The following is a 21,348-nucleotide window of genomic DNA, read 5'->3' as shown; positions in this document are numbered from 1 at the left end:
GATGCGCCTGATCGACACCCACACCCACCTGGACTTTCCCGACTTCGACGGCGATCGCCTGGCGCTGCTGGCCCAGGCGCAGGCCGCAGGGATCGAGCACATGGTGGTGCTGGGCGTCGAGCGTGGTAACTGGCAGCGGGTGTGGGACGGGGTCAAGGCCGATTCGCGCTTGTATGCGGCGCTGGGTCTGCACCCGGTGTATCTCGACTCGCACCGCCCTGAGCATCTGCGGCAATTGCGCGATTGGCTGGAACGCCTGGCGGGTGATCCGCAGTTGTGCGCCGTGGGCGAGTTCGGCCTGGATTACTATTTGCCCGAGCTTGATCGCGAACGCCAGCAGGGTTTGTTCGAGGCGCAGTTGCAGCTGGCCGCCGACTTCGAGTTGCCGGCGTTGCTGCACGTGCGTCGCAGCCATGCGCCGGTGACCGCCGCGCTCAAGCGGTACAAGCTCAAACGCGCGGGGATCATCCATGCGTTTTCAGGTAGCCGGGAGGAAGCGCGGGAGTATCTCAGGCTCGGTTTCAAATTGGGCCTGGGCGGCGCGGCAACCTGGCCCCAGGCACTACGCTTGCGCAAGGTGATCGCCGAGTTGCCGCTGGAGGGCGTAGTGCTGGAAACCGACTCCCCGGACATGGCGCCGGCCATGTACCCGGGGGTGCGCAACAGCCCGGTGCACCTGCCGGACATCTGCAGGGCGCTGGCCGAGATCATGGGCTGCACGCCCGAGGCGCTGGCCGAGGCCAGCAGCGCCAATGCCTGTCAGCTATTCAACTGGCCAGCGGGCGACGATCAGTAGAACAGCGTCCACAACGCGAACGCGGCGTACCACAGCACCGCCGAGCGCAGCAGCAGTTCCCACAGGCTGGCCAGGCTCTCGACGCCTTCAGCGCCCACCTGCGGTGCCGACAGCTCCCCCGCCACGCGACCGGAGCGGGCGATGAAGTCCCAGGCACTGAGGTGCCAGTTCAGCAACTCGTGTAGCATCACGCGGCTCACCGCGAGGAAGTTGCCCACCATCGCAAAGCTCGCCGCCAGCACCCGCACCGGCAGAAAATCAAAGGCATGACGCAACTGCGCAGCACGCTCGACCAGCGCCGGATTGCGCCCCTGCTCGGCAATCAGGGCCAGCAGGCGATAGCTCAGCGCCGCCACCGGCCCCAGCAGAAAATACCAGAACACCACCGCGAAGAAACTCTGATAGGCGTGCCACAACAAATGGTTCTCCACCCCCTCGAGCAAGGCCTCCGGGGTTTCGGCCACCAGCCCCAGATCGCGTTCAGCCACATGCACCGCTGCCTGCTCATCACCCCGGCGCCAGGCATCGCGCAACGGCCCGAGGGAAGCCTTGATGTCGCCGCGGCCCAGGCTGTAGATCACCACCAGCAAATGCACCGGCAGCGCCAGCAAGCCATAGGCCACAGGCTTGAGCACCAACAGCAGCAGGCCCAGCAACACCGCCGGCAACAGCACCAGAATGATCAGCAGCAACCACGGCCGCGCCGCCAGGCTGCGCTGCACTTCAAGCCGCGCCAGCTCGCCGAGGAAAAACCCGTCACGCTGAAAACGCTGGCGCAACGCAGAGAACTTCTCGATCAACAACACCAGCAACAACACCAGAAAACTCATTTTGCATCCTCTTCGGCGCGCAACCCGGCGCGATAGCGCACCCAGTCGAAGGCGCTGCCTGGATCGGTCTTGCGGCCAGGCGCGACATCGCTGTGGCCGCAGATGCGCTCCACAGTAATGGCCGGCCAGGCCCCCTGCAACTGTCGGGTCAAGGTGATCAGCGCCCGGTACTGCGCATCGGTGAACGCCAGGGTGTCGGTGCCTTCCAGTTCGATCCCCAGGGAGAAGTCGTTGCAGCCCTCGCGGCCATCGAACAGCGAGACCCCGGCATGCCAGGCACGATCCAGGCAGGAAACGAACTGAGTGACCCGGCCGTCGCGCTCGATCAGAAAGTGCGCCGACACCCGCAGGTGGGCGATCTCCTCGAAGAACGGATGCTCGCCGTGATCCAGTTGGTTCTGGAAAAACGGTTGTACCTTGCCGGTGCCGAACTGGCCGGGCGGCAGGCTGATGTTATGAATCACCAGCAGCGAGATCTCGCCAGCCGGGCGTTCATTGAAATTGGGTGAGGGGCAATGCTGTACACCGGCGCACCAGCCAGTGATAAGGTCCAACTGCATGGGCTTACCTTGAACGCGAGACAACCGGGAGAGTATGCCGCGAAGCGCAGGCCTTGTGCAGCCAGGTGTGCATCAAGCCTTGAGCTTGCGCAGGTTGGTGACCACCGAATCCAGCGCCCGATCGAACAGCAGGGTGTCGTCCAGCACTCGCACGTGGCCTTCACGGAACTCCAGCGCCAGCTGGGTGCGGGTGCGCTCCAGCACTTTCATCCCGGTGCGGTTGACGAAAATGTACTTGCCGGTGGACTCGATGATCGCCGTCAGCTTGCAGCGCAGGGTGAACTCGGCGTCTTCGCGGATCTCGACCCAGCTGCCCAGGCGCAGCTTGTCGACTTCCACCAGCCCGGCATCGTCATCGGCCAAGGCGATCTGCGCGTCGGCCGGCGCGGTCTCGGCACCTTCGAGCACGATCTCTTCAAGCACCGCGACCATGGGTGGCTCGTCGTGGGGAGCAGCCGGGTCGACGCTCTCCAACTCACGCTGGAAGGCCTGCACGTGCAGGGCTTCGAGCTGGCTGAAGAATTCGCCGGTGGCGAACGGGTCGAACGCCGAGCTGGTCAGGCCGTCACGCAGCGCCTTGAGCAGACCCGGGACGAGCTCCAGCAGACGCATGCGCGCGGCCGGCTCATCGTGCGGCTCGACGCTCCAGATCAGGTCGTCCATGGTGCGCAGGCCGCTGGTCCACTCCGGCGACTCGACGCCATGCTTGAGGCACACCAGCAGCAACACCTTGCTCCAGGCCTCTTCCAGCAGACGCACCACCACTTCGGGCAGGGTCTTGCCGAACAGGCGGTGATTCAATTCGATCTGCACCAGACGCCGCGCCAGGTCAGCCTTGGCACGCCCCTCCTCGGCATCGCGGGTGCGCTGCTCGAGCAGTTCGCTGCGACGGCGTTCGTCGGCGCTGAAAGCCAGAAAGTCCACCAGCAACTCGGAAAACAGCGCCGGATCGTCGACGAAGTCGTTGAGCAAGCGCTGGACGATCTGCTCGATGCGCATATAAAGGCTGTCGCGCTGATGATCGTCGCGGCCGCCCCAGCCCATGGCCGCCGAGGCGATTTCGTTGAGCAAGCGCCGAGCAGGATGACTGCCGCGGGAAAAGAAGCTCTTGTCCAGCACCGCCACTTTGAGCATCGGAATCTGCAAGCGACCGATCAGCAACTTGAGCGAGTCCGGCAGGCTGCCGTCGTCGAGGATGAACTCGAACAGCATGGCGATCAGGTTGATGACGTCTTCGTCGACCACGCCTACCACGCGGAACTTCCCGCTCTTGACGCTGACCCGGGTCAGCAGTTGTTCCAACTGATAGCGCAGATCGAAGTCGTCCTGATGCGCTGGAGCGTTCGGCACGTATTGTTGCAGGTGCGACAGCAGGCGCATGAGGTCGTTGGTGGAGATCGGCTGCGGCTCGCTGTGGGTTTCCATCTTCGGCGCGACGCTGCCGCGAAGGCCGTGGATCAGATCCTGCAGGGCGGTGAAGACTTCCTGCACGGCTTGATCCGGCGGCGGCTGGGGCGCACCGCTGCTGGTGGGGATATCGTTGTTGCTGCGCACACGGGGCGCCGGGCGGTCTTCGGCACGGCGGGTCGGCGCGGCTTTGAGCTCCGGCAGGATCCCGGTGGCGATGAGCAACTGGTTGGCGTCACCGTAGAGTTTTTCGGTGTCGCTCAGCACGTACTTTTCGAACAGCTTGAGGATGATCAGCTTGACCTTGATCTCCACCCCCAGGTTGCGCCCGGCCTGCAGGAAAAAATCGCAGAGCATGGCGGGGCCCATGGGATTGGTGGAGTCTTCGAGGCGGCGCGGCACCAGGGTATTGAGGCGCGTGGTGAGTTGCCCCAGGGCAAACCCGTCACGCGCGAACACCTTGCCGACCATGGCATCCAGGGCCACGGTGCGCTCGAGCTCATCGTTGGGCACCAGTGCCAACTTGTCATAGCTCATGGGCGGGGCCGGATCGTGGGCCACATCATATTGACCGATACGAACGAAGGCTTCGTAGAACTTGTCCAGAAACCCCCGTTCGATACTCTTTCGCTTCAAGCGCAAGTCGCGCATGGCTTCGAAAAAGTTGTTTTGATCGACGTTGTTCTGCGCCTTGTCGGCCATTTCGAACAGGGTGTCATCGGCATTGTCGAACAATGCCTGCAGGGCATGCTTCAACTGTTGTGCGGCTTTGTCGCGCACTTGCAGGAGGACCACAGGCAAACGAGCGAGCGGCGCACTGGCAGCCTGCTCGGCCGCTTTGTTCAAGGGCACCACCTTACCGTCGTTCTGCATGCTTGCCCCCTGCCAGAGTAGATTCGGAACCCGATATGAGAGATCGTTCACTGCAAGCCCTGGCATCCAAGCACCGCCCACCTGCTGAACACTCTTTGTCAGAGTTGAACAACGAAAGTTCACGGATCACGGAGGAAAACGTCAAAGACGTGACGTCAATAACAAGTCGCACATTATTATGCGAATTGCCCACGGCTTGCTAGTGCCTTCACTGCAAAGAGCACCTGCTGAGCCGTAGACCACAAATTTGAAAAATAGTTAGGAAAACGCCGACCAAAGGCACGATTATTTCCGGCGCATAGTGGCCAAATGCCAAAGGTTACCTCCCCGCACTTTGCTGCCTATAATCGCCGCACTTGTTCAGGGAGCCCGCCATGCCGAATCTACGCCTCGCCGACCTCACCGCCGAAATCGAAGCCAATGTGCGTCGCGCACTGCTCGAGGACGTCGGCAGTGGCGATATCACCGCTCAGTTAATCCCCGCCGAGCGGCTGGCCAAGGCCACCATCATCACCCGTGACGACTGCACCATCAGCGGCACCGCCTGGGTCGACGCGGTGTTTCGTCAGCTCGATCCACGGGTTGCCGTGCACTGGCAGGTCAGCGACGGCCAGCGCGCCACGGCCAATCAACCGCTGTTCCACCTCGAAGGGCCGGCACGCTCGCTGCTGACCGGCGAGCGCACGGCGCTGAACTTCCTGCAGATGCTTTCGGCCGTGGCCACCCGCGCGCAGTATTTCGCCGACAAGGTCGCCGACACCCAGGTCAAACTGCTCGACACCCGCAAGACCCTGCCCGGCCTGCGTCTTGCGCAGAAATACGCCGTCACCTGCGGCGGCTGCCATAACCACCGCATCGGCCTGTACGACGCCTTCCTGATCAAGGAAAACCACATTGCAGCCTGCGGCGGCATCGCCCAGGCGGTCAGCGCCGCCCACCGCATCGCCCCGGGCAAGCCGGTGGAAATCGAAGTGGAGAGCCTGGCCGAATTGAAAGAAGCCCTGGACGCAGGCGCCGACATCGTCATGCTCGACGAGCTCAGCCTCGACGACATGCGCGAAGCCGTACGCCTCAATGCCGGCCGCGCCAAGCTCGAAGCCAGCGGCGGCATCAACGACAGCACCTTGCGGGTGATTGCCGAAACCGGTGTGGATTACATCTCCATCGGCGCCATGACTAAAGATGTGAAAGCGGTGGACCTGTCGATGCGTTTGAGCCTCTGACTCAAGCGCTTCCCCACATCAGTAGCGCACCGATCGCAAACAGCCCTACCGATACTGCCGTCGACGTTCGTCCTACCCACTGGATGGATTGCCGGCAGTCGTGCCACCAGCTGTCGTCAGGCTGCGCCTGGGCATGCAGCTCCATGAACATCGCCACCAGCCCCACCAACGGAATCGCCAGCCCCAGCGCCCAGTAGCTGGTCAAGGTGTCGCTCGCTTCCATGGATTACCCCCGTGCGCAGTTGTGCTCTGGGGGGTTAGTGCCGGGCCGGCCGGGAAAGTTTCCGGGGCTGACGAATGGTGGCCTGGCAGCAGTCGCCCACAGGTCAGTCGGCAATCCGACCGCACTCTTCCTTGCCGCTACAGTCCCACTGTTTTACGACCTTGCAGGGGCAGGCACATGGCGATTTCGGTGAAGAAACTCAGCGGCAAGGACATCCCGCAAGAGCTGCGCGTCGATGACTCGGCGCCGGACGTGGTGTTTCAGGTAGAAGGCGCCGATGGCCAGGTGCACCATCGGCACACGGACGTGGAGGCGGCGGCGCTGGCGGTAGAGTTGAGCGAGCAGGAAAAGTCCGACTCCGGCGAGGCCTAGAGCAGCCAGGCTTCTACCACACGGTGGTCCAGATCTTCCCACTCGGCCATGCCGATCACCCGGGTGGTGTTGAGGCCACGCAGATAGCCGCGCAACTGTTGCCCGGCGGCGGTCCTGGTGGCGGGTTCGGCCAGTTCATCGTGCAAGACACTTTCATACTGTTCGAGATACTCATCCACCCGGTCGCGGTATTCAGGCAACACGGCATCACGAATGCGATCGAAGGTACGGCGTTTTTGCGGCGCGTTCACAAAGGCCTCTCTTTGGTAGTGGCGGGAAGCTGAACCGAGTGTAGAGCAACCGCGCCCCCGTCCGGTAGGGGGTGGAATCTATTGCCACTATTGGCCTTTTCGATGTGACCCAAGCTCAGCTGCTCTCCCGCTCGATCACCTCGCAGCCCAGCAGATTAAGGCGCTGCACCTCGCCCTCGAGAGCCAGCACGCCCAGGCTTTCCAGTACCCGCGTCGCCGCCAGCACGCCGATTTCCAGCGCTGGCGGCTTGAGCGTGCTGAGGCTGGGCATCAGCATCTGCGCGAAGGGAAAGTCACCAAAGCCGAGGATCGCGCAATCCCGGGGAATGCTCAGACCTGCACGTTGCCCCGCCAGCAAACCACCGGCGGCAAGGTTGTCGTTGGCAAAAATGATCGCGTCCGGCGGCTCGGCGCTGGCCATCAATGCCTGCATCGCTTGCTTGCCGGCTTCGAATGGCGGGTTGGTCGCATCAGGTGTGAACACCTGTGGGGTCAGGCCCAAGTCGGTCACGGTCGCGGCATAGCCTTCGCAGCGCTCCAAGGCACTGAGGTCGCCCGGGGCGCTGTTGAGCACATAGGCAATGCGTCGATAGCCTTTGCCGAACAGGTAGCGGGCGCTCTGGATCCCCACCTCATGGTGCGAGAAGCCGATCTGTACCGGCGCCCTATCCGGTTGATAGTCCCAGGTTTCGATCAGTGGGATGTCTGCCTGGGCGAGCATCTTTTCCGTGGTGGGTGAATGAAAGTGGCCGGTCACCACCAAGGCCGCCGGCGACCAGCCGAGAAAGGCCCGCACTGCGCTCTCTTCTTTTTGCTCATCGAAGTAACTGGACGCCAGCAGCGTCTGGTAGCCGTGGCGACTGAGAGTATCGCTGAAGCCCTGCAGGGTATTGGCGAAGATCGGCCCGGAGATGTTCGGCACCACCATGCCGACGATACGCCCGCGCGCCGAGGCCAGGCCGCCGGCCACCAGATTGGGCACGTAACCGAGCTCGGCCACCGCCGCGGCGATCTTCTCGCGCTGCTCGGGCGAGACCTGATCGGGCTGATTGAAATAGCGCGAGATCATCATCGTCGATACGCCCAGGTGCGCGGCCACGGCTGCCAGGGTAGTACGCCCGGCCGAACGCCGCTTGCTGCGCGTCGGGCCCTTGGAGTCGCTCAAAGGGATACTCCTGCGATCATTGAAAAAGACATAAGAAGGTAATTTTTGATTATTTGACGATCTATCCGGGAGTTGATGATACTTGCACCGTTAGCGCTAACGAAGTGTTTTATCGCTTGCTACTCGCATGAGCGAATGCCGCCGAACACTCTCCAGCACTGCATCCCCAGCACTGTATTGCTGCAGCGGTCGCAGAACCGTAGCAGCCCGGCATTCACACACGCGAGCACCAACCATGCATCAACACTTCGGGGAAACACTCAAACCCGCGCACTTGGCCCAGGCCATCGCGGCCGCATTGGCGCTGGTCGGCGCGCCCAGCTACGGCGCCGACAGCAGCGGTCAATCCGTGGAGCTGCAGGCCGTCACCGTGACCGCCACCCGCCGCGAGGAATCGCTGCAGAAAGTCCCCGTAGCCGTCACCGTGGTCGACGGCGAGCAACTGGAGCGCGACAACCGTACCGATATTGCCACCATCGCCCAACAGATACCGACCCTGAATTTTCGCACCAACGCCTCGAACAAAGACACTTCGCTGTTCATCCGCGGCGTCGGCACCATCTCCACTTCCCCCGGCGTCGAGCCTACTGTGGCGACCGTGGTCGATGGCGTGGTCTATGGACGCCCGGGCCAGGCCACCCTCGACCTGCTGGATCTGGAGCGTATCGAAGTGCTGCGCGGCCCCCAAGGCACGCTGTTCGGCAAGAACGCCTCGGCCGGCGTGCTCAACGTCATCACCAAGGCGCCCAGCGCCGAAACCCACGGTTACATCGATCAGTCGTTCTACACCGGCACCGAAAGCCGCACGCGCTTTGGCATCGGCGGCACCCTGGTGCCTGATGTGCTCAGGGGCTCGCTGACCGGGCTGGTGGGCAGCTACGACGGCAACGTCGACAACAAGGCCAACGGCCAGGAAGTCAACGGCTACAACCGCAAGGGCCTGCGCGGCAAGCTGGAGTTCACCCCTAACGAAGACGTCAAGCTGACCCTGATCGGCGACTACATGCAGAACCACAGCGATGCGCCCAACGGCGTGATCAGCCAGGCGCTGACCCCGGCCTTCGCCACCGCGTTATCGCCGGTGACCGCCAGCCACGACAACCGCCACATCGTCAGCGACTACCGCAGCCACGTCGAGGACATCAACAAGGGCCTGTCCGCCCAGCTCGACTGGAACCTGGGCGATTACACCCTGACCTCGATCACCGCCTGGCGCGGCTGGGACAACACCCAGTGGCAGGACGGCGATCGCCTTTCGACCATCAGCGCGGCGTTCCCCGGCACCGAGGACAAGGGCGACCTCAGTTACGACCAGTACTCGCAAGAGCTGCGCCTGGCGTCGCCCAAGGGGCAATTCCTCGAATACGTCGGCGGCCTGTTCTATATGCACGGCAAGGATGACGAAACCTACCGCCGCACCTTGCGCACCACCACCGGCAATACCAACGGCGTGGCCAACTACAGCACCACCAGCGACAGCTACTCGGCGTTTGGCGAGACCACCCTCAACTTCACCTCGCGCCTGCGCGGCATCGCCGGCTTGCGCTGGACCCACGACCAGCTCGAGTACGATCACCGCCGGGTGTCGACCTCGGCCACCACCGTCAGCGGCATTCAGCCGAGCACCAGCAGCTCGGGTTCGGTGGACGAAGACGGCTGGTCCGGGCGCTTGGGTGCGCAGTTCGACCTGACCGACAACGTCATGGCCTACCTGACCTACTCGCGCGGCTACAAGGGCCCGGCGTACAACGTGTTCTTCAACATGCAGCCGCGCGACACCGGCGCGCTCAAGCCGGAGACGTCCAACAACTGGGAGCTGGGCCTCAAGGCCACCAGCTTCGACAATCGCCTGACCACCAACCTGGCGGTGTTCCACAGCGAATACGACAACTACCAGGCCAACTTCTACGACACCGTGGCCGGTCAGGTAGTGACCCGTCTGATCAACGCCGGCAGCGTCAGCACCGAAGGCGTCGAGGCCGACTACGCCTTGCAGGCAACGCGCAACCTGAAGCTGTCCGGGGCCTTCGCGTACACCCGCGCGCGCATCGACGACTTCTCCTGCCCGGTGGGCGCGGCGGCGTCGTGCAACGTCAACGGCAAGACCCTGCCCTTCAGCCCGGACTGGAAGAGCTACGTGCGCGCCGACTACAGCATCCCGCTGGACAACGGCCTGGATGTGGAGCTCGGCACCGATTACAACTGGCAGAGCGAAGTGCAGTACGACATCAGCCAGAACCCCGACACCAAACAGGGCGCCTACGGCATCTGGAATGCCAGCGTGGCATTGGCCGACTACAACAATGGCTGGCGCGTGGCGTTGCTGGCCAAGAACCTGACCGACAAGTCCTATTCGCCGCTGCTGGCCAGTGGTACGGGGTATATCTATCGGGCGGTGCCGCGGGATGATCAGCGGTATTTCGGGGTGCAGTTGCGCAAGGATTTTTGACAAACAAAACCGCAAACACCTGTAGCGAGGGGGCTTGCCCCCGATTGAGCTATGTCAGCCGCAGAAGATATGGCTGAACTACCGCTATCGGGGGCAAGCCCCCTCGCTACAGGGGGAGCCCGATATTTTTTAAGGACAGCACATGACCACCGCAACACGACAACTCAAGCTCGGCGCCTTCCTCATGGCTACCGGGCACCACGTCGCGGCCTGGCGGCATCCTGAAGTCCCGGCCAACGCCGGCCTGGACTTCAAGCATTACAAGCACCTGGCGCAAGTCGCCGAGGCAGCGAAGTTCGACGCGATCTTCATCGCCGACAGCATCGCCGCCGCCACCGGTGATATCGCCAGCCACATGGCTCGCTCCGACTACTTCGAGCCGCTGACCCTGCTCTCGGCCCTGAGCGCGGTCACCGAGCGCATCGGCCTGATCGCCACCGCGACCACCACCTACAACGAGCCCTACCATGTCGCGCGCAAGTTCGCCTCGCTGGACCACCTGTCCAGCGGCCGCGCGGGCTGGAACCTGGTGACCTCGGATGCCGCCGCGGAGGCCCTCAACTTCGGCCGCGACAGCCACGTCGGCCATGCCGAGCGCTACGCCCGGGCGCGGGAATTCCATCAGGTAGTGACCGGCCTGTGGGACAGCTGGGAAGACGACGCTTTTGTCCGCGACAAAGCCAGCGGCCAGTATTACCACCCGGCCAAACTGCACGTGCTCGATCACCAGGGCGAGCATTTCAAGGTCAAGGGCCCGCTCAACGTCGCCCGCTCGCCGCAAGGTCGGCCGGTGGTGGTGCAGGCCGGGTCTTCGGAGGTCGGCCTGGAACTGGCGGCCGAAACCGCCGAGGTGGTGTTCACCGCGCAAACCTCGCTGGCCGCCGCCCAGGCCTTCTATCGCGATCTGAAAGGCCGCATGACGCGCTTCGGGCGTGACCCCGACGCCTTGAAAATCATGCCAGGGGTGTTCGTGGTGGTGGGCGACAGCACCGCCCAGGCCGTGGAGAAGTTCGAGCAGTTCCAGGACCTCGTCGAGCCGCAAGTCGGCGTCGCCCTGCTCGGGCGCATGCTCGGCAATTTCGACCTGTCCGGCTACCCGCTGGATCAGCCGCTGCCCGAGCTGCCGCTTACCGACAGCGGTCAACAAAGCCGACAACACCTGTTGACCAAACTGTCCCGGGACGAAAATCTCACCCTCGCCCAGCTGGGCCGCAAGATCGCCGGCGGCCGCGGCCATTACAGCCTGATCGGTACCGCCCACGACATTGCCGAGCAGATGCAAGCCTGGTTCGAAGGCCATGGCGCAGACGGCTTCAATATTCTGGTGCCGCACCTGCCCGGTGGCCTCGAAGACGTCGCCCGCCACGTCATCCCGCAACTGCAGCGGCGCGGAATATTCCGTCATGACTACACTGGCACCACGCTGCGCGACCACCTTGGCCTCGCGCGGCCTTCTTTCACTGCCAACAGGTAATCTGCCCCATGACCTATATCGCTGCCGAAAACCGCTACGAGAACATGCCCTACCGCGCCGTTGGCCGCAGCGGCCTGGTGCTGCCGGCGCTGTCCCTCGGGCTGTGGCACAACTTCGGCGACAGTACGCCCATCGACACCCAGCGCGCCATGCTGCGCACCGCCTTCGACCTAGGCATCAACCACTTCGACCTCGCCAACAACTACGGCCCGCCCTACGGCAGCGCCGAGAGCAACTTCGGCCGCCTGCTGCAAGAAGACTTCAGCCAGTACCGTGACGAACTGATCATTTCCACCAAGGCCGGCTGGGACATGTGGCCCGGCCCCTACGGCCAGGGCGGCGGCTCGCGCAAATACGTGCTGGCCAGCCTCGATCAGAGCCTCAAGCGCCTGGGCCTCGACTACGTCGACATCTTCTATTCGCACCGCTTCGACCCGCTCACCCCGCTGGAAGAAACCGCCAGCGCCCTGGCCACCGCCGTGCAGCAGGGCAAGGCGCTGTACATCGGGATTTCCTCCTACTCCGGCAGCAAGACCCGCGAGATCGCCGCCCTGCTGCGCGAGTGGAAAATTCCGCTGCTGATTCACCAGCCGGCCTACAACCTGCTCAACCGCTGGGTGGAAAAAGACCTGCTCGAGGCTACCGAAGCGCTCGGCGCCGGCGTCATCGCCTTCACCGCCCTGGCCCAAGGCCTGCTCACCGACAAGTACCTCAACGGCACGCCTACCGACGCTCGCGTCAATCGTCCCGGCGGCGGCTCGCTGAAAGCCGATCACCTGTCCGACGCCAACCTCGCCCACGTGCGCGCCCTCAACGACATCGCCCAACGCCGCGGCCAGAGCCTGGCGCAAATGGCCCTGGCCTGGACCCTGCGCGACCCGCGGGTGACCTCGGCACTGATCGGCGCCAGCCGCCCGGAGCAAATCATCGAGAACGTCGGCGCCTTGAACAACCTGGCCTTCAGTACCGAAGAGCTGGCTGAAATCGATCGCTTTGCGGTCGAGGGCGGTATCAATCTGTGGGAAAAACCTTCCAGCGCTGAGTAAGTGAGAGCTTCATGAACATCGTCGTCAAAGCAGTCGCCAGCGTGCTTGCGCTGGCCTTCACCCTCAGCGCCTGGGCCGCCGACCCCGCCACCCTGCGCATCGGTTATCAGAAGGGTTCGATCGCGCTGGTGCTGGCCAAGGAACATGGCCTGCTGGAAAAACGCTTCCCCCATACCCAGGTCAAGTGGGTGGAATTCCCCGCTGGGCCGCAGATGCTCGAAGCTCTGAACGTCGGCGCGCTGGATGTCGGCTCGACCGGCGATATCCCACCGCTGTTCGCCCAGGCTGCCGGGGCTGACCTGGTGTATATCGGCGCCGAACCGGCCAAGCCGCAGGCGGAGAACATCCTGGTGCGCAACGACAGCCCGCTGCAGGACGTGGCGGCGCTGAAGGGCAAGAAGGTTGCGTTCCAGAAAGGCTCCAGCTCCCATAACCTGGTGCTGCGTGCGCTGAACAAGGCTGGGCTGAGCTACAAGGACATTCAGCCGGTGTACCTCACCCCCGCCGATGCCCGCGCAGCGTTCGAGCAAGGCAGCGTGGATGCCTGGGCGATCTGGGACCCGTATGCGTCGCTGGCGCTGAGCGAGGGGCATGCGCGGTTGCTGGCCGATGGCACAGGGCTGGGGTTGTCCGGGCCGATCTATACGGCGCGGCGGGCTTATGCGCAGGACTATGGCGATTTTGTCCATGCACTGCTGGGGGAATTGACCGCGGCCGAGGCACTGACGCGCAGTCAGCGGGACGAAAGCATCCAGCTGCTGACGCAATCGATGGGCCTGCCGCAGGGGATTATCGAACGGTACGTGGATAACCGCCCGCCTTCGCCGATCCTGCCAATCGACGACGGGGTGGTGAAGGCGCAGCAGGCCACGGCGGATCTGTTTTACGGGAACGGGTTGTTGCCGAAGAAGATTGTGGTGGGGGATGTGGTTTGGAAGTGAGGGGTTGAGTGCCCACAAAGGCGTAGCAAGCTGCAACGTACCATCGAGATGTAAAGCCTTTTGGGTTGACATAGCAACTCGGTTGCCCAAAACTAGGCGCGAGGTCTGCAACTGCGCATTTTCGGGCTTGGCTTTCCAGTAATGGCCCCCTGAACCTTAGGCAGCAGTGAAACTGGTTCTCACTGACGTAGGGACAACCGATAGGTCGAGAGGCCGTTGATTTGGTTGGGTTCTGATCCAAGAGACACGGAAACGAGTCTCGAAGCTAAAGAATCGCTGCGACTACCCTCAAAAATATCAAAGGCGGCCTCAGGGTCGCTTTTTTTATTGGCTTGGCTCAAGCTCGATGACACCCACCTTTATTCCCTTGGGCAAAGCACGTGGCGTCCAAGTGATTATCTGGTAATGAAAGCCCAAATACCTATCTGATTGCCGAGGCTCCAACAACAGAGTCCCATCCACCGTTCTCAGTAGGGTAATACGCTTCATGCTGGCTCGCGGGTGATCCGGATCGTGATAAATCTCGGTTCCTTTCTTTATCAAAGTGGTAATGAATCGAGGGATCTCACCCGCCGCTAGCAATCCGCGCTTTTTCAGCTCCTGCTTTTTACCTTCCCATATATGCCTTAAGCCGAAACCGACTGCTGCCTGCCCTCGGTGCACTCGGTGTATTCCCACCCTCAAGTAGATATGGCCCTGGTCAAGCGCAAGTCGGTGGATCGCCGGGACAATTCCGAACACCATTCCGCCGTTCGGGTGTTCGATCAGCTTGTTGGTCTTATGGCTAAGGATGTCGGACACGTTATCTCCTGTCTCTGTTGGAGATTTTAACGTCTCGCTGCTTGAATTTGGCCTGCAAAGCGCTGCTGCATTTATCTCTTCAGAGCTGACAGCCCACCAGCAAGAGGCTGTCTAGATGGGGCTTTTGCAACAATCCAGGCTCAGCCGCCAATCTCTTTCTGCAACTTGGAGAAACATAAAAATTAACGCCTAGTCGCTCCAAGCAGAACGTGTGATCAGTCTTATAGCGTTGCCAGAAACAACAAAGCCGCCAGATGGCGGCTTGATGCAAAGCGCAGCGGAGCTTGCTTCGCACTATCTACGCTGCTGGATAGACCGTGACTGACTTCTGCCAGCGTTCTGGTGACAAGATCGATTATCCCGATACACCAAGCCTCGCTCCACTGATTGAGTGCCGCTCGATATTTCACCCAACTTCGAAGTGGCGCACAGACCTTACTGAATCACCTGCGTCATTGGCTTGCCCACCTCAGTGATATAGGTCGAAACGATTTCCGTCTCCTGCGGCCCATTCTTGACGATATGCGGCGCATTGGCCGGGGTTTCGAAGGTGTCGCCGGCGTGCAGAACATGCTCCGGCTGGCCATCGATCGCCACCGTCACCGAGCCACGGACCACATAACCGGACTCCAGCCCGGGGTGGGTGTGGTGCGGCGAGTTGGTGTTGGCCGGCAGTACGATACGGATCACGTTGACCTCGTAGCCGCTGGGGTAGGCGACGTGCTGCAGCGTCGTGCGCGAGCCCTTGGACGGCGCGCTGGTCGGTGTGGCGCAACCCGCCATGGCGGCGATGATTGCCAGGACAGCACAGGCTTTGATGTGGCGACCCAGTTCCATGGTGTTTCCTTTCTTTGATAACGGCCGAGAGAATCAGGCAGGATATCGCCTGCAATCATCATGGCAACAGCTTGTTACTCGTCAGTAGCCACCACAGGGAGGATCCATGGCCAACAAAGAACACCACTACCAGGTTCAAGTCATCTGGACCGGCAACCAGGGCACCGGCACCGCCACGTATCGCGGCTACAGCCGGGCACACGAGATCAAGGCGGCGGGCAAGGCGCCGATCGAGGGTTCGTCCGACCCCAGCTTTCGCGGCGATCCGGCGCGCTGGAATCCGGAGGAGCTGCTGCTGGCGTCGTTATCGGCCTGCCACAAGCTGTGGTATCTCGGGTTGTGCGCCGAGGCCGGGGTCGTGGTGGTGGAATATGAGGATCATGCCGAAGGGACGATGGTCGAAGAGCGTGATGGCGCGGGGCAATTTACCTCGGTGGTGCTCAAGCCCAGGGTAGTGCTGGCGCCGGGGTCGGATGTCGACAAGGCGAAGGCGCTGCATGGGGTGGCGCATGAGAAGTGCTTTATCGCGCGGTCGGTGAATTTTGCGGTGGGGCATGAGGCGGACATCGTATTGGCTCAGCCTGCCTGAACGGCCATCGTCAGATGGCCGCAGGTGAGATCGTTGAAACCACCTCAGAACCGTTGGCTTATGTTCAGGCCGACTGAATGAGCCCATCGATCATTGGATTGGCTCGATAGTGGACCTAGTTACCTTAGCGGCTCACCGTCAATATCCCGGATCGCTGCAGGCGATCCAGCTCGCGCATGACACTGCCTTTGCCTACATTCGCCCAGCGGGCAATTTCGTTGCCGTAGTAGCTTTTTTCCGGCTTGCCGAACAGCAGCGCAAGGATTTTTTGCTGGGTAGCTGAAAACAGCGCATCACTTAATGGCAGGGAGGACATGACTGGCTCGATAAGTCCCAAAAAGGGAACGATAGGTCCCTTTTCGGGAACTATCAAGGGCGCGTCAGCAATTCGAGATAGAAATGGCATGGATTGTTTCCTCTTCTGGGGAGGAACAATGGTTGATCGCGTCGACCCCGTCCTTCCCTCTTTGAGGCCGCTGCTGCCCGGGGGACCGACTGCATCTGTCGCTCTTTGCACGATGACGATCCTGAGATAGTTGGTGATGCGGAAATCGAAGCGTTCCGGGGTCAGATTTTCAGTTGTTCAAATTTTCCAGGAGTGGTGAACCGCCATACGACTCGGAACGCCGCCCCGCCACTAATTCGTTCGGACTGCTCCACGATCGCAGGCCACCACTTCACGAGATTCTCCGCCTTGTGCCAGTAGGAAGCCTGCCCCCACTGTTTCGCCAAACAGAATATGGGCAGTCCACTCTCTCAAAAGGCCTTTTTCTCAAACTCGCCTTTGGTGAATTTGTCTTGAGACACAACAGCCCATCCGCCTTCTGAACGAAGCTGTGAAACCCAGTTGATATCGCTATCAGCCCGATCGAACTTATCTCGTAACGGGACCACTCGGTAACCATCCGCTTTACAGAGCTCATGGAGGGCCCTCGCAAGAGCAGGTGGGAGATTATTGTCGATCAAAAAATTCAAGCCGCGACCCTTAGCTCAAACGCGACAGCGGCATCCACCGATGAGATTGCAATCTCGAATATTGTGGCAACTCGCCTGGCGTCCTGACCTTCAGCCTGATAGGCCTGGTAGATCGTCGAGGTATCTATGCCAATAGCGGTAACGATGGGTTTGCCGAAGTTTCGAGCAGGGTCCAGCACTATGGCTTTACTACGTTTCTGCGGATACCAACGTTGTGCGGCGCCCTCACTCGCGTAATCAATACCTTCATGGAGAGAAGGCTTGATCACCTGCTTGAACGCCCACTGCCGCCGGACCAGATCGAGCAACGCTTCATCGCCCGTTTCATCCAGAACCGTAGCAAAAATATTACGGCCATCCGTTTGGAACCGCTTGCAGGTGAATGGATAATCTTGCGCGAACAGCTCCCGGGCTTGTCTGGAGGCGCTTCGAATGGCCTGGAGACTAACGTCATGTTGCCGGAACGCATGGACGAATCTGATCTCAAGCAGATCGTGGAACCCCAGCACCTGCTCATCCAGAAATGTCAGTTCAGGTATCCACAATCCGGGGTGATCAACGCCCTGCGCGCTGTACCCGAAGATCCAGCGGCGAATGTCTTTTGCGGGAATACCGGTGTAGAGCGATGCTTCCCTGGGGGTGTAGAGGCCTACGCTTAGGAGACGGCTTGGTGATTCGGTATTAGTCATCGGCCCTCCCCTTTGCGTGAGTTCAAAACTGACGCCGATTTTGGGCGCTCGCACAGGTTCGATCAACCGTTGGCGGGCGTTTGGATAAAAAACTCTCGTTTCCTACAAGGTACTTCCGCTATTCGTGCAAGCGCGGGAAATCAGTCATCACCGAAGCGCTGACCACCTTTGCAACTACGACTACGGCGAGTGAACAAACGGTAAACGTCGCCCTCAACCGCTGCCGCCGCAAACAAGAAGCCCGGCTCAATGCCGGGCTTTCATTACTTACAAGTCCCACCCTTATGATGAGAACCTGTACCGCCCACCGGATGGGTTCCCTTCGGGCAAGCCGATGCAGATACCGAAACCATCGAGATCAGCACGACCATTACTGCGATAGCTACCTTCTTCATAAAGCCTCCGTGCCCTTCGAAATGCAGTATCCCTACTATCGGCGCGGCGGGGATTTGCTTGAAGTGATCGCCGCTGGCAGAGGGTAGCCGCGGCTTGCAACAGCAACATGGAGAAATAGAACAGGCGGCCAACGCCGTGACCGAGATGACCACCGCCATCGAGCAAGTCACGCGCAATGCCTCTTCCACCTCGGAGCTGTCCCAGGAATCGCGCAGCATCGCCATGAAAGGCCAACGGCGCAGTCAACGCAAGAGATTGAACAGATGATTGGCAGTATTCAGGCCAGTACCGCCAGCAATGTGAATACTATGCTGGATAGCAGCAACGTGACCGAGCAGACACTGGAATTGGCTGAGCTGGCGCAGAAGGCGTTGGGGATCAAGTCGGACCTCTGCCATCCCCCACTGCCATGAAAACGATGTTCAGTAGTGACCCGAGCCGAACCAACACGCCACACGCCACAGGCCACAGGCCGTTGGCTATCCAGCTTTGCTATCGCTTATCAAGCAACCGCTAGTCAGGCCGTATAGCGTCTGCTTGATCAAATTTGAGCAAGCATTTAGTATTGCAAGCACGTTACCACAACGTAGCTACATTTTTGAAAGAGGTAATACTATGGCTGGCGTACTTAAGACCACTGACGTGCGCTGTCGCATCGAGGAGGATTTGAAGGAGAGCGCCACGGCGGTACTCCAGAGCTGCGGCCTCAGCATCAGTGACGCGATGCGCCTTTTCCTCCGCCAGGTTGTAGCCGTCCAGGGACTGCCCTTTGAGGTAAAAGTCCCTAGCGAGAAAACCGCACGAGCGCTTGCTCAAGCTCGCGAAATTCGCGGTCAGTTCTATTCGATGGAAGAGATGCTAGAGGACTTGAATGGCGAAGCAGGAGAAGAAGCAAAAGCGGGCCGCAATACCTAGGAGCGTCGCGTACACGCCTGACTTTAAAAAATCCTGGAAGCGCTATGAGCGGGCAGGAATGAGGGACATGAATGAAGCCATCACGGTCATGTCCCTGCTTTTCGCGGGCAAGCCGCTACCTGCGGAGTATCTTGATCACGAGCTACGCGGAAACTGGGAAGGTTCTCGCGAATGCCACATCGGCGGCGATTTTCTTCTGGTCTACCAAGATGATGGCCACCTACTTATTTTTGTTGATCTAGGCTCTCACAGCGAGCTATTTGGTTAGGGCCCCCAGGCCGCGCGCTGCTGGGTAGTAGCCCGCTTTTTTCGCAAAAGAGAAAGGCAGCTATGAGCGGACACGCAATGGACTACTTCAACCGGTTGCAGCGTAGACCCTCGCCGTAACGACGAGGTTTACGAAGGCGTCACCAAGCGCTTGTGATTGGCGGTGAAGTGATCGCTGAGCTTCTGAACACAGCGGTCACCTAGCACCTGCGTCAGCACTTGCTTAGTGCAAGGCGCGTCTTACTTCCCGTCATCGAATTGATACGTGGCACTGAGTGCATCGACGACCGCTTTGGCGCTGGTGAGCGAGTGGTGCACCAGCCATGCTTGATTGTCCTGGAGGGGCTTGCCCATGGCGGCATCCTTTACTGCCTCCAAGGCACTCGCGATCAGGTCGGACGCTTGGTGGAGCGCACGATCACCGTTTACTCCCGCGTTTACGGCGAATACATAGTCCTTTTCGCCATCTGACCCGTAGTCTGAAAATTTTTGCTCTCTCGTGACCAATGGTTTTTTCATTGGGCATCTCCGTGGCTCGGCGTTGGACGCAGAGTGGCCGGTGAGCGGAGACACTCATACGAGAGGTTATCAGGCCGGCGGGCTCGAAAATTGGGCAATACGATAATAGGCATTGGTGTAACTCCTAGAGTTGAGGAGCTGCCACGGTTCGCCGTCAAACGAATGAGGGTGGCAACTGTGCGCAGGTTGACGGACCGGAACTCTAGGAACCCGGCAGACCCGAAGGTCTCCCACGCACAGCCGCCATAACAAAATGTGCAGGCACAAAAAAGCGCCTGCAATCGTCATGGGGGCGCCTGTGCGCCTAGAGTTGATCGGGCCGTCAAACCCGGTCGCTGAATGTGCAGCGACGGGGCGAACGATACCGAGCATCAGGGAGGGCTGCAATGGCCTTGATCTGCAGACACGTTGCGGGGCATGTCGGGCGGTAGTATTCGAGTAAAAATCAGGACGCAAAAAAACCGCACTGAGCGGCTGGGGATGCAGGAGAAGGGAAATGGTGCCGGAGATAGGAATCGAACCTACGACCTTCGCGTTACGAGTGCGCTGCTCTACCGACTGAGCTACACCGGCTTTTCGTACCACGCAAAATAACATTACAAATCGCGTGCCGCAACGGCAGATTTTAGACATAACTACATCTATGATCCCGGGCAACTCATTGGAGCATAAACTAAAGACGCTGTGGTAGAACAAGCCCAAGCCCCTGACGCGTTACGCGTCCACGTTATGACTTGGCCTGAGACACTTGCAGGAGCATTAATTAACGTACATCCAACGGACCCAATACCACTTACAGAATCATAAGATGCGGTCACAGGATTACAGTTTGCGCTACTGGAAGGGCCCCCTATATCACTAGGACCGGATATACTATAACCCTGGCTCAGGTTAACTTCGAATACCTTCGTGAGCGACGAGGTCTCCTCAACCCCCGCAACTACTTTCGCTTTTGCCAAATATTTGGAATAAGAGGGTATAGCGATTGCAGCCAGCACCCCAACTATGGCAACGACAATCATCAATTCAATGAGATTAAATCCTTTTTGCTGATTCATCATCGAAACTCCAGTATCGCAAAAAATAAAGCCCCTAATATACGGGGCTTTATCTACAGCAGTACCGTTAAATTACAGATTCAGCATCAGCAGCCTTTAGGCTTCAAATCTGCACCGATAGAAGCGTTTGTGGAGCAAGTCCACCCGGTAGATGCGTTGCGAGTAAGAGTAATAACGCCGCCACTAACAGAGGCTGGCGCATTCGCCAAGGTGCAAACTAAAGTGCCTGTAACGCCGGTGGTGAAGGTAATTGTGCAGTTAGGCGTTGGGGAAACACCGCCAAGATCCGCTACTGTAGCGGGCGTATTCCCTTGGTTCAGTTGATCTTCAAAGTTTGTTTTCAGAGCCGAAATTTCAGCAAGGCCGGCTGAAGTCTTAGCGCGCGCCTGGTACTTCGAGTAGGCAGGAATAGCGATAGCGGCCAAGATACCAATGATTGCAACCACGATCATCAGTTCGATAAGCGTAAAACCTTTTTGCCCTTTCATATACTTCTCCGAAGTCAGATTTTTGAAGCCCTCAGGCCTGAGTTGTATTTAGCAAACTCCATGCCACTTTTCGCTCCCCCTCACGAGGCGATCTCTGCACGAATTTCGGCGCATACATAACGCGCAAAAGGTAGATTTATGACGTTTTTTGTCACTTTGACGGGGAGATTTGGCTCCAGAGCTCGACTACGCTATAACTCTCCC

General features: G+C 60.2%; 23 protein-coding genes, 1 tRNA gene and 3 pseudogenes. 12 read left to right on the top strand and 15 right to left on the bottom strand.

What is annotated here, in order from left to right:
- Nucleotide 1: 1 nt before the first annotated feature.
- Nucleotides 2-796, top strand: a complete 795-nt coding sequence (locus AC3WJP_RS15105; RefSeq protein ID WP_493722516.1) for a TatD family hydrolase — start codon at nt 2-4, stop codon at nt 794-796.
- On the opposite strand, the gene ampE is transcribed toward AC3WJP_RS15105, so the two are convergent.
- From ampE to AC3WJP_RS15090, 3 genes are all read right to left on the bottom strand, one after another.
- Entirely contained in the window at nt 790-1,626 is an 837-nt protein-coding gene (gene ampE / locus AC3WJP_RS15100) for a regulatory signaling modulator protein AmpE (protein ID WP_493722515.1), read from the bottom strand. The genes AC3WJP_RS15105 and ampE overlap by 7 nt on opposite strands.
- Entirely contained in the window at nt 1,623-2,186 is a 564-nt protein-coding gene (gene ampD, locus AC3WJP_RS15095; protein WP_493722514.1) for a 1,6-anhydro-N-acetylmuramyl-L-alanine amidase AmpD, read from the bottom strand. The genes ampE and ampD overlap by 4 nt, the downstream gene beginning before the upstream one ends.
- Nucleotides 2,187-2,258: 72 nt before the next feature.
- Nucleotides 2,259-4,466 (bottom strand): DUF1631 domain-containing protein, encoded by a 2,208-nt coding sequence (locus AC3WJP_RS15090; protein ID WP_493722513.1) that lies wholly within the window; start codon nt 4,464-4,466, stop codon nt 2,259-2,261.
- Nucleotides 4,467-4,840: 374 nt separating this feature from the next.
- On the opposite strand from AC3WJP_RS15090, the gene nadC reads away from it, so the two are divergent.
- The gene (gene nadC, locus AC3WJP_RS15085) at nt 4,841-5,689 is read left to right on the top strand and encodes a carboxylating nicotinate-nucleotide diphosphorylase (protein WP_493722512.1); all 849 of its coding nucleotides are present in this window, start codon (nt 4,841-4,843) and stop codon (nt 5,687-5,689) included.
- 1 nt (nt 5,690) lies between these two features.
- Here the strand turns inward: nadC and AC3WJP_RS15080 are convergent, their stop codons facing one another.
- Complete coding sequence (locus tag AC3WJP_RS15080) at nt 5,691-5,912, bottom strand: hypothetical protein (protein WP_493722511.1); 222 nt, start codon at nt 5,910-5,912, stop codon at nt 5,691-5,693.
- A 177-nt stretch (nt 5,913-6,089) separates the two neighbouring features.
- Here AC3WJP_RS15080 and AC3WJP_RS15075 point away from each other — a divergent pair, with 177 nt between their 5' ends.
- Nucleotides 6,090-6,284 (top strand): hypothetical protein, encoded by a 195-nt coding sequence (locus AC3WJP_RS15075; RefSeq protein WP_493722510.1) that lies wholly within the window; start codon nt 6,090-6,092, stop codon nt 6,282-6,284.
- Here AC3WJP_RS15075 and AC3WJP_RS15070 read toward each other — a convergent pair.
- Both AC3WJP_RS15070 and AC3WJP_RS15065 read right to left on the bottom strand, forming a co-directional pair.
- Nucleotides 6,281-6,535, bottom strand: coding sequence for a hypothetical protein (locus AC3WJP_RS15070; RefSeq protein WP_493722509.1), 255 nt, complete (start codon nt 6,533-6,535; stop codon nt 6,281-6,283). The two genes, AC3WJP_RS15075 and AC3WJP_RS15070, sit on opposite strands and share 4 nt — an antisense overlap.
- A 115-nt stretch (nt 6,536-6,650) precedes the next feature.
- Nucleotides 6,651-7,700, bottom strand: coding sequence for a LacI family DNA-binding transcriptional regulator (locus AC3WJP_RS15065; protein ID WP_493722508.1), 1,050 nt, complete (start codon nt 7,698-7,700; stop codon nt 6,651-6,653).
- Between the two features lie 235 nt (nt 7,701-7,935).
- Here AC3WJP_RS15065 and AC3WJP_RS15060 point away from each other — a divergent pair, with 235 nt between their 5' ends.
- The 4 genes from AC3WJP_RS15060 (at nt 7,936) to AC3WJP_RS15045 (ending at nt 13,610) form a co-directional block, all read left to right on the top strand.
- Nucleotides 7,936-10,149 carry a TonB-dependent receptor gene (locus AC3WJP_RS15060; RefSeq protein ID WP_493722507.1) on the top strand — a complete coding sequence of 738 codons (2,214 nt, stop codon included), beginning with the start codon at nt 7,936-7,938 and terminating at the stop codon, nt 10,147-10,149.
- A gap of 142 nt (nt 10,150-10,291) precedes the next feature.
- The gene (locus AC3WJP_RS15055) at nt 10,292-11,623 is read left to right on the top strand and encodes an LLM class flavin-dependent oxidoreductase (RefSeq protein ID WP_493722506.1); all 1,332 of its coding nucleotides are present in this window, start codon (nt 10,292-10,294) and stop codon (nt 11,621-11,623) included.
- A gap of 8 nt (nt 11,624-11,631) precedes the next feature.
- On the top strand, nt 11,632-12,669 hold the full coding sequence (gene mgrA / locus AC3WJP_RS15050; RefSeq protein WP_493722505.1) for an L-glyceraldehyde 3-phosphate reductase: 1,038 nt from the start codon (nt 11,632-11,634) through the stop codon (nt 12,667-12,669).
- Between the two features lie 11 nt (nt 12,670-12,680).
- Nucleotides 12,681-13,610 (top strand): sulfonate ABC transporter substrate-binding protein, encoded by a 930-nt coding sequence (locus AC3WJP_RS15045; protein ID WP_493722504.1) that lies wholly within the window; start codon nt 12,681-12,683, stop codon nt 13,608-13,610.
- A gap of 324 nt (nt 13,611-13,934) precedes the next feature.
- On the opposite strand, the gene AC3WJP_RS15040 is transcribed toward AC3WJP_RS15045, so the two are convergent.
- Nucleotides 13,935-14,411 (bottom strand): hypothetical protein, encoded by a 477-nt coding sequence (locus tag AC3WJP_RS15040; protein WP_493722503.1) that lies wholly within the window; start codon nt 14,409-14,411, stop codon nt 13,935-13,937.
- Nucleotides 14,412-14,846: 435 nt separating this feature from the next.
- Nucleotides 14,847-15,248: a cupin domain-containing protein gene (locus AC3WJP_RS15035; protein ID WP_493722502.1), complete on the bottom strand. Its 402-nt coding sequence runs from the start codon at nt 15,246-15,248 to the stop codon at nt 14,847-14,849.
- Between the two features lie 106 nt (nt 15,249-15,354).
- Here AC3WJP_RS15035 and AC3WJP_RS15030 point away from each other — a divergent pair, with 106 nt between their 5' ends.
- Nucleotides 15,355-15,837 (top strand): OsmC family protein, encoded by a 483-nt coding sequence (locus AC3WJP_RS15030; RefSeq protein WP_493722501.1) that lies wholly within the window; start codon nt 15,355-15,357, stop codon nt 15,835-15,837.
- Between the two features lie 127 nt (nt 15,838-15,964).
- Here the strand turns inward: AC3WJP_RS15030 and AC3WJP_RS15025 are convergent.
- The 3 genes and pseudogenes from AC3WJP_RS15025 to AC3WJP_RS15015 form a co-directional block, all read right to left on the bottom strand.
- Nucleotides 15,965-16,153: pseudogene (locus AC3WJP_RS15025) on the bottom strand (transcriptional regulator); the annotation flags it as partial.
- Nucleotides 16,154-16,404: 251 nt separating this feature from the next.
- Nucleotides 16,405-16,812: pseudogene (locus AC3WJP_RS15020) on the bottom strand (PIN-like domain-containing protein).
- On the bottom strand, nt 16,809-17,396 hold the full coding sequence (locus AC3WJP_RS15015) for a DUF433 domain-containing protein (RefSeq protein WP_493722528.1): 588 nt from the start codon (nt 17,394-17,396) through the stop codon (nt 16,809-16,811). The pseudogene AC3WJP_RS15020 and the gene AC3WJP_RS15015 overlap by 4 nt, the downstream one beginning before the upstream one ends.
- A gap of 579 nt (nt 17,397-17,975) precedes the next feature.
- Here AC3WJP_RS15015 and AC3WJP_RS15010 point away from each other — a divergent pair.
- The 4 genes and pseudogenes from AC3WJP_RS15010 to AC3WJP_RS14995 all read left to right on the top strand — a co-directional run.
- Nucleotides 17,976-18,137 (top strand): annotated as a pseudogene (locus AC3WJP_RS15010) (methyl-accepting chemotaxis protein); the annotation flags it as partial.
- Between the two features lie 23 nt (nt 18,138-18,160).
- Nucleotides 18,161-18,310, top strand: coding sequence for a hypothetical protein (locus AC3WJP_RS15005; protein ID WP_493722500.1), 150 nt, complete (start codon nt 18,161-18,163; stop codon nt 18,308-18,310).
- A gap of 202 nt (nt 18,311-18,512) precedes the next feature.
- Nucleotides 18,513-18,812, top strand: coding sequence for a type II toxin-antitoxin system RelB/DinJ family antitoxin (locus tag AC3WJP_RS15000; protein ID WP_493722499.1), 300 nt, complete (start codon nt 18,513-18,515; stop codon nt 18,810-18,812).
- The gene (locus AC3WJP_RS14995) at nt 18,769-19,080 is read left to right on the top strand and encodes a type II toxin-antitoxin system YafQ family toxin (protein WP_493722498.1); all 312 of its coding nucleotides are present in this window, start codon (nt 18,769-18,771) and stop codon (nt 19,078-19,080) included. The genes AC3WJP_RS15000 and AC3WJP_RS14995 overlap by 44 nt, the downstream gene beginning before the upstream one ends.
- 239 nt (nt 19,081-19,319) lie before the next feature.
- Here AC3WJP_RS14995 and AC3WJP_RS14990 read toward each other — a convergent pair whose 3' ends face one another.
- The 4 genes from AC3WJP_RS14990 to AC3WJP_RS14975 all read right to left on the bottom strand — a co-directional run bounded on the left by AC3WJP_RS14990 (nt 19,320) and on the right by AC3WJP_RS14975 (nt 21,144).
- Nucleotides 19,320-19,598: a DUF3077 domain-containing protein gene (locus AC3WJP_RS14990; protein ID WP_493722497.1), complete on the bottom strand. Its 279-nt coding sequence runs from the start codon at nt 19,596-19,598 to the stop codon at nt 19,320-19,322.
- 497 nt (nt 19,599-20,095) lie between these two features.
- Nucleotides 20,096-20,171 (bottom strand) — tRNA-Thr (locus AC3WJP_RS14985).
- A 68-nt stretch (nt 20,172-20,239) separates the two neighbouring features.
- Complete coding sequence (locus tag AC3WJP_RS14980) at nt 20,240-20,656, bottom strand: pilin (RefSeq protein ID WP_493722496.1); 417 nt, start codon at nt 20,654-20,656, stop codon at nt 20,240-20,242.
- A gap of 86 nt (nt 20,657-20,742) precedes the next feature.
- Entirely contained in the window at nt 20,743-21,144 is a 402-nt protein-coding gene (locus tag AC3WJP_RS14975) for a pilin (protein WP_493722495.1), read from the bottom strand.
- Nucleotides 21,145-21,348: the final 204 nt, after the last annotated feature.

Source organism: Pseudomonas sp. GW821-FHT01A09 (genome assembly GCF_058986725.1).
This window is presented reverse-complemented; position numbering and strand designations above follow the sequence as displayed.

Coding starts and splice junctions, on each gene's coding strand:
- AC3WJP_RS14980 (WP_493722496.1), bottom strand. CDS start 20,656: ATGAATCAGCAAAAAGGATTTAATCTCATTGAATTGATGATTGTCGTT.
- AC3WJP_RS14995 (WP_493722498.1), top strand. CDS start 18,769: ATGGCGAAGCAGGAGAAGAAGCAAAAGCGGGCCGCAATACCTAGGAGC.
- AC3WJP_RS14975 (WP_493722495.1), bottom strand. CDS start 21,144: ATGAAAGGGCAAAAAGGTTTTACGCTTATCGAACTGATGATCGTGGTT.
- AC3WJP_RS15090 (WP_493722513.1), bottom strand. CDS start 4,466: ATGCAGAACGACGGTAAGGTGGTGCCCTTGAACAAAGCGGCCGAGCAG.
- AC3WJP_RS15080 (WP_493722511.1), bottom strand. CDS start 5,912: ATGGAAGCGAGCGACACCTTGACCAGCTACTGGGCGCTGGGGCTGGCG.
- AC3WJP_RS15030 (WP_493722501.1), top strand. CDS start 15,355: ATGGCCAACAAAGAACACCACTACCAGGTTCAAGTCATCTGGACCGGC.
- AC3WJP_RS15055 (WP_493722506.1), top strand. CDS start 10,292: ATGACCACCGCAACACGACAACTCAAGCTCGGCGCCTTCCTCATGGCT.
- mgrA (WP_493722505.1), top strand. CDS start 11,632: ATGACCTATATCGCTGCCGAAAACCGCTACGAGAACATGCCCTACCGC.
- ampD (WP_493722514.1), bottom strand. CDS start 2,186: ATGCAGTTGGACCTTATCACTGGCTGGTGCGCCGGTGTACAGCATTGC.
- nadC (WP_493722512.1), top strand. CDS start 4,841: ATGCCGAATCTACGCCTCGCCGACCTCACCGCCGAAATCGAAGCCAAT.
- ampE (WP_493722515.1), bottom strand. CDS start 1,626: ATGAGTTTTCTGGTGTTGTTGCTGGTGTTGTTGATCGAGAAGTTCTCT.
- AC3WJP_RS15005 (WP_493722500.1), top strand. CDS start 18,161: ATGATTGGCAGTATTCAGGCCAGTACCGCCAGCAATGTGAATACTATG.
- AC3WJP_RS14990 (WP_493722497.1), bottom strand. CDS start 19,598: ATGAAAAAACCATTGGTCACGAGAGAGCAAAAATTTTCAGACTACGGG.
- AC3WJP_RS15105 (WP_493722516.1), top strand. CDS start 2: ATGCGCCTGATCGACACCCACACCCACCTGGACTTTCCCGACTTCGAC.
- AC3WJP_RS15000 (WP_493722499.1), top strand. CDS start 18,513: ATGGCTGGCGTACTTAAGACCACTGACGTGCGCTGTCGCATCGAGGAG.
- AC3WJP_RS15045 (WP_493722504.1), top strand. CDS start 12,681: ATGAACATCGTCGTCAAAGCAGTCGCCAGCGTGCTTGCGCTGGCCTTC.
- AC3WJP_RS15035 (WP_493722502.1), bottom strand. CDS start 15,248: ATGGAACTGGGTCGCCACATCAAAGCCTGTGCTGTCCTGGCAATCATC.
- AC3WJP_RS15075 (WP_493722510.1), top strand. CDS start 6,090: ATGGCGATTTCGGTGAAGAAACTCAGCGGCAAGGACATCCCGCAAGAG.
- AC3WJP_RS15060 (WP_493722507.1), top strand. CDS start 7,936: ATGCATCAACACTTCGGGGAAACACTCAAACCCGCGCACTTGGCCCAG.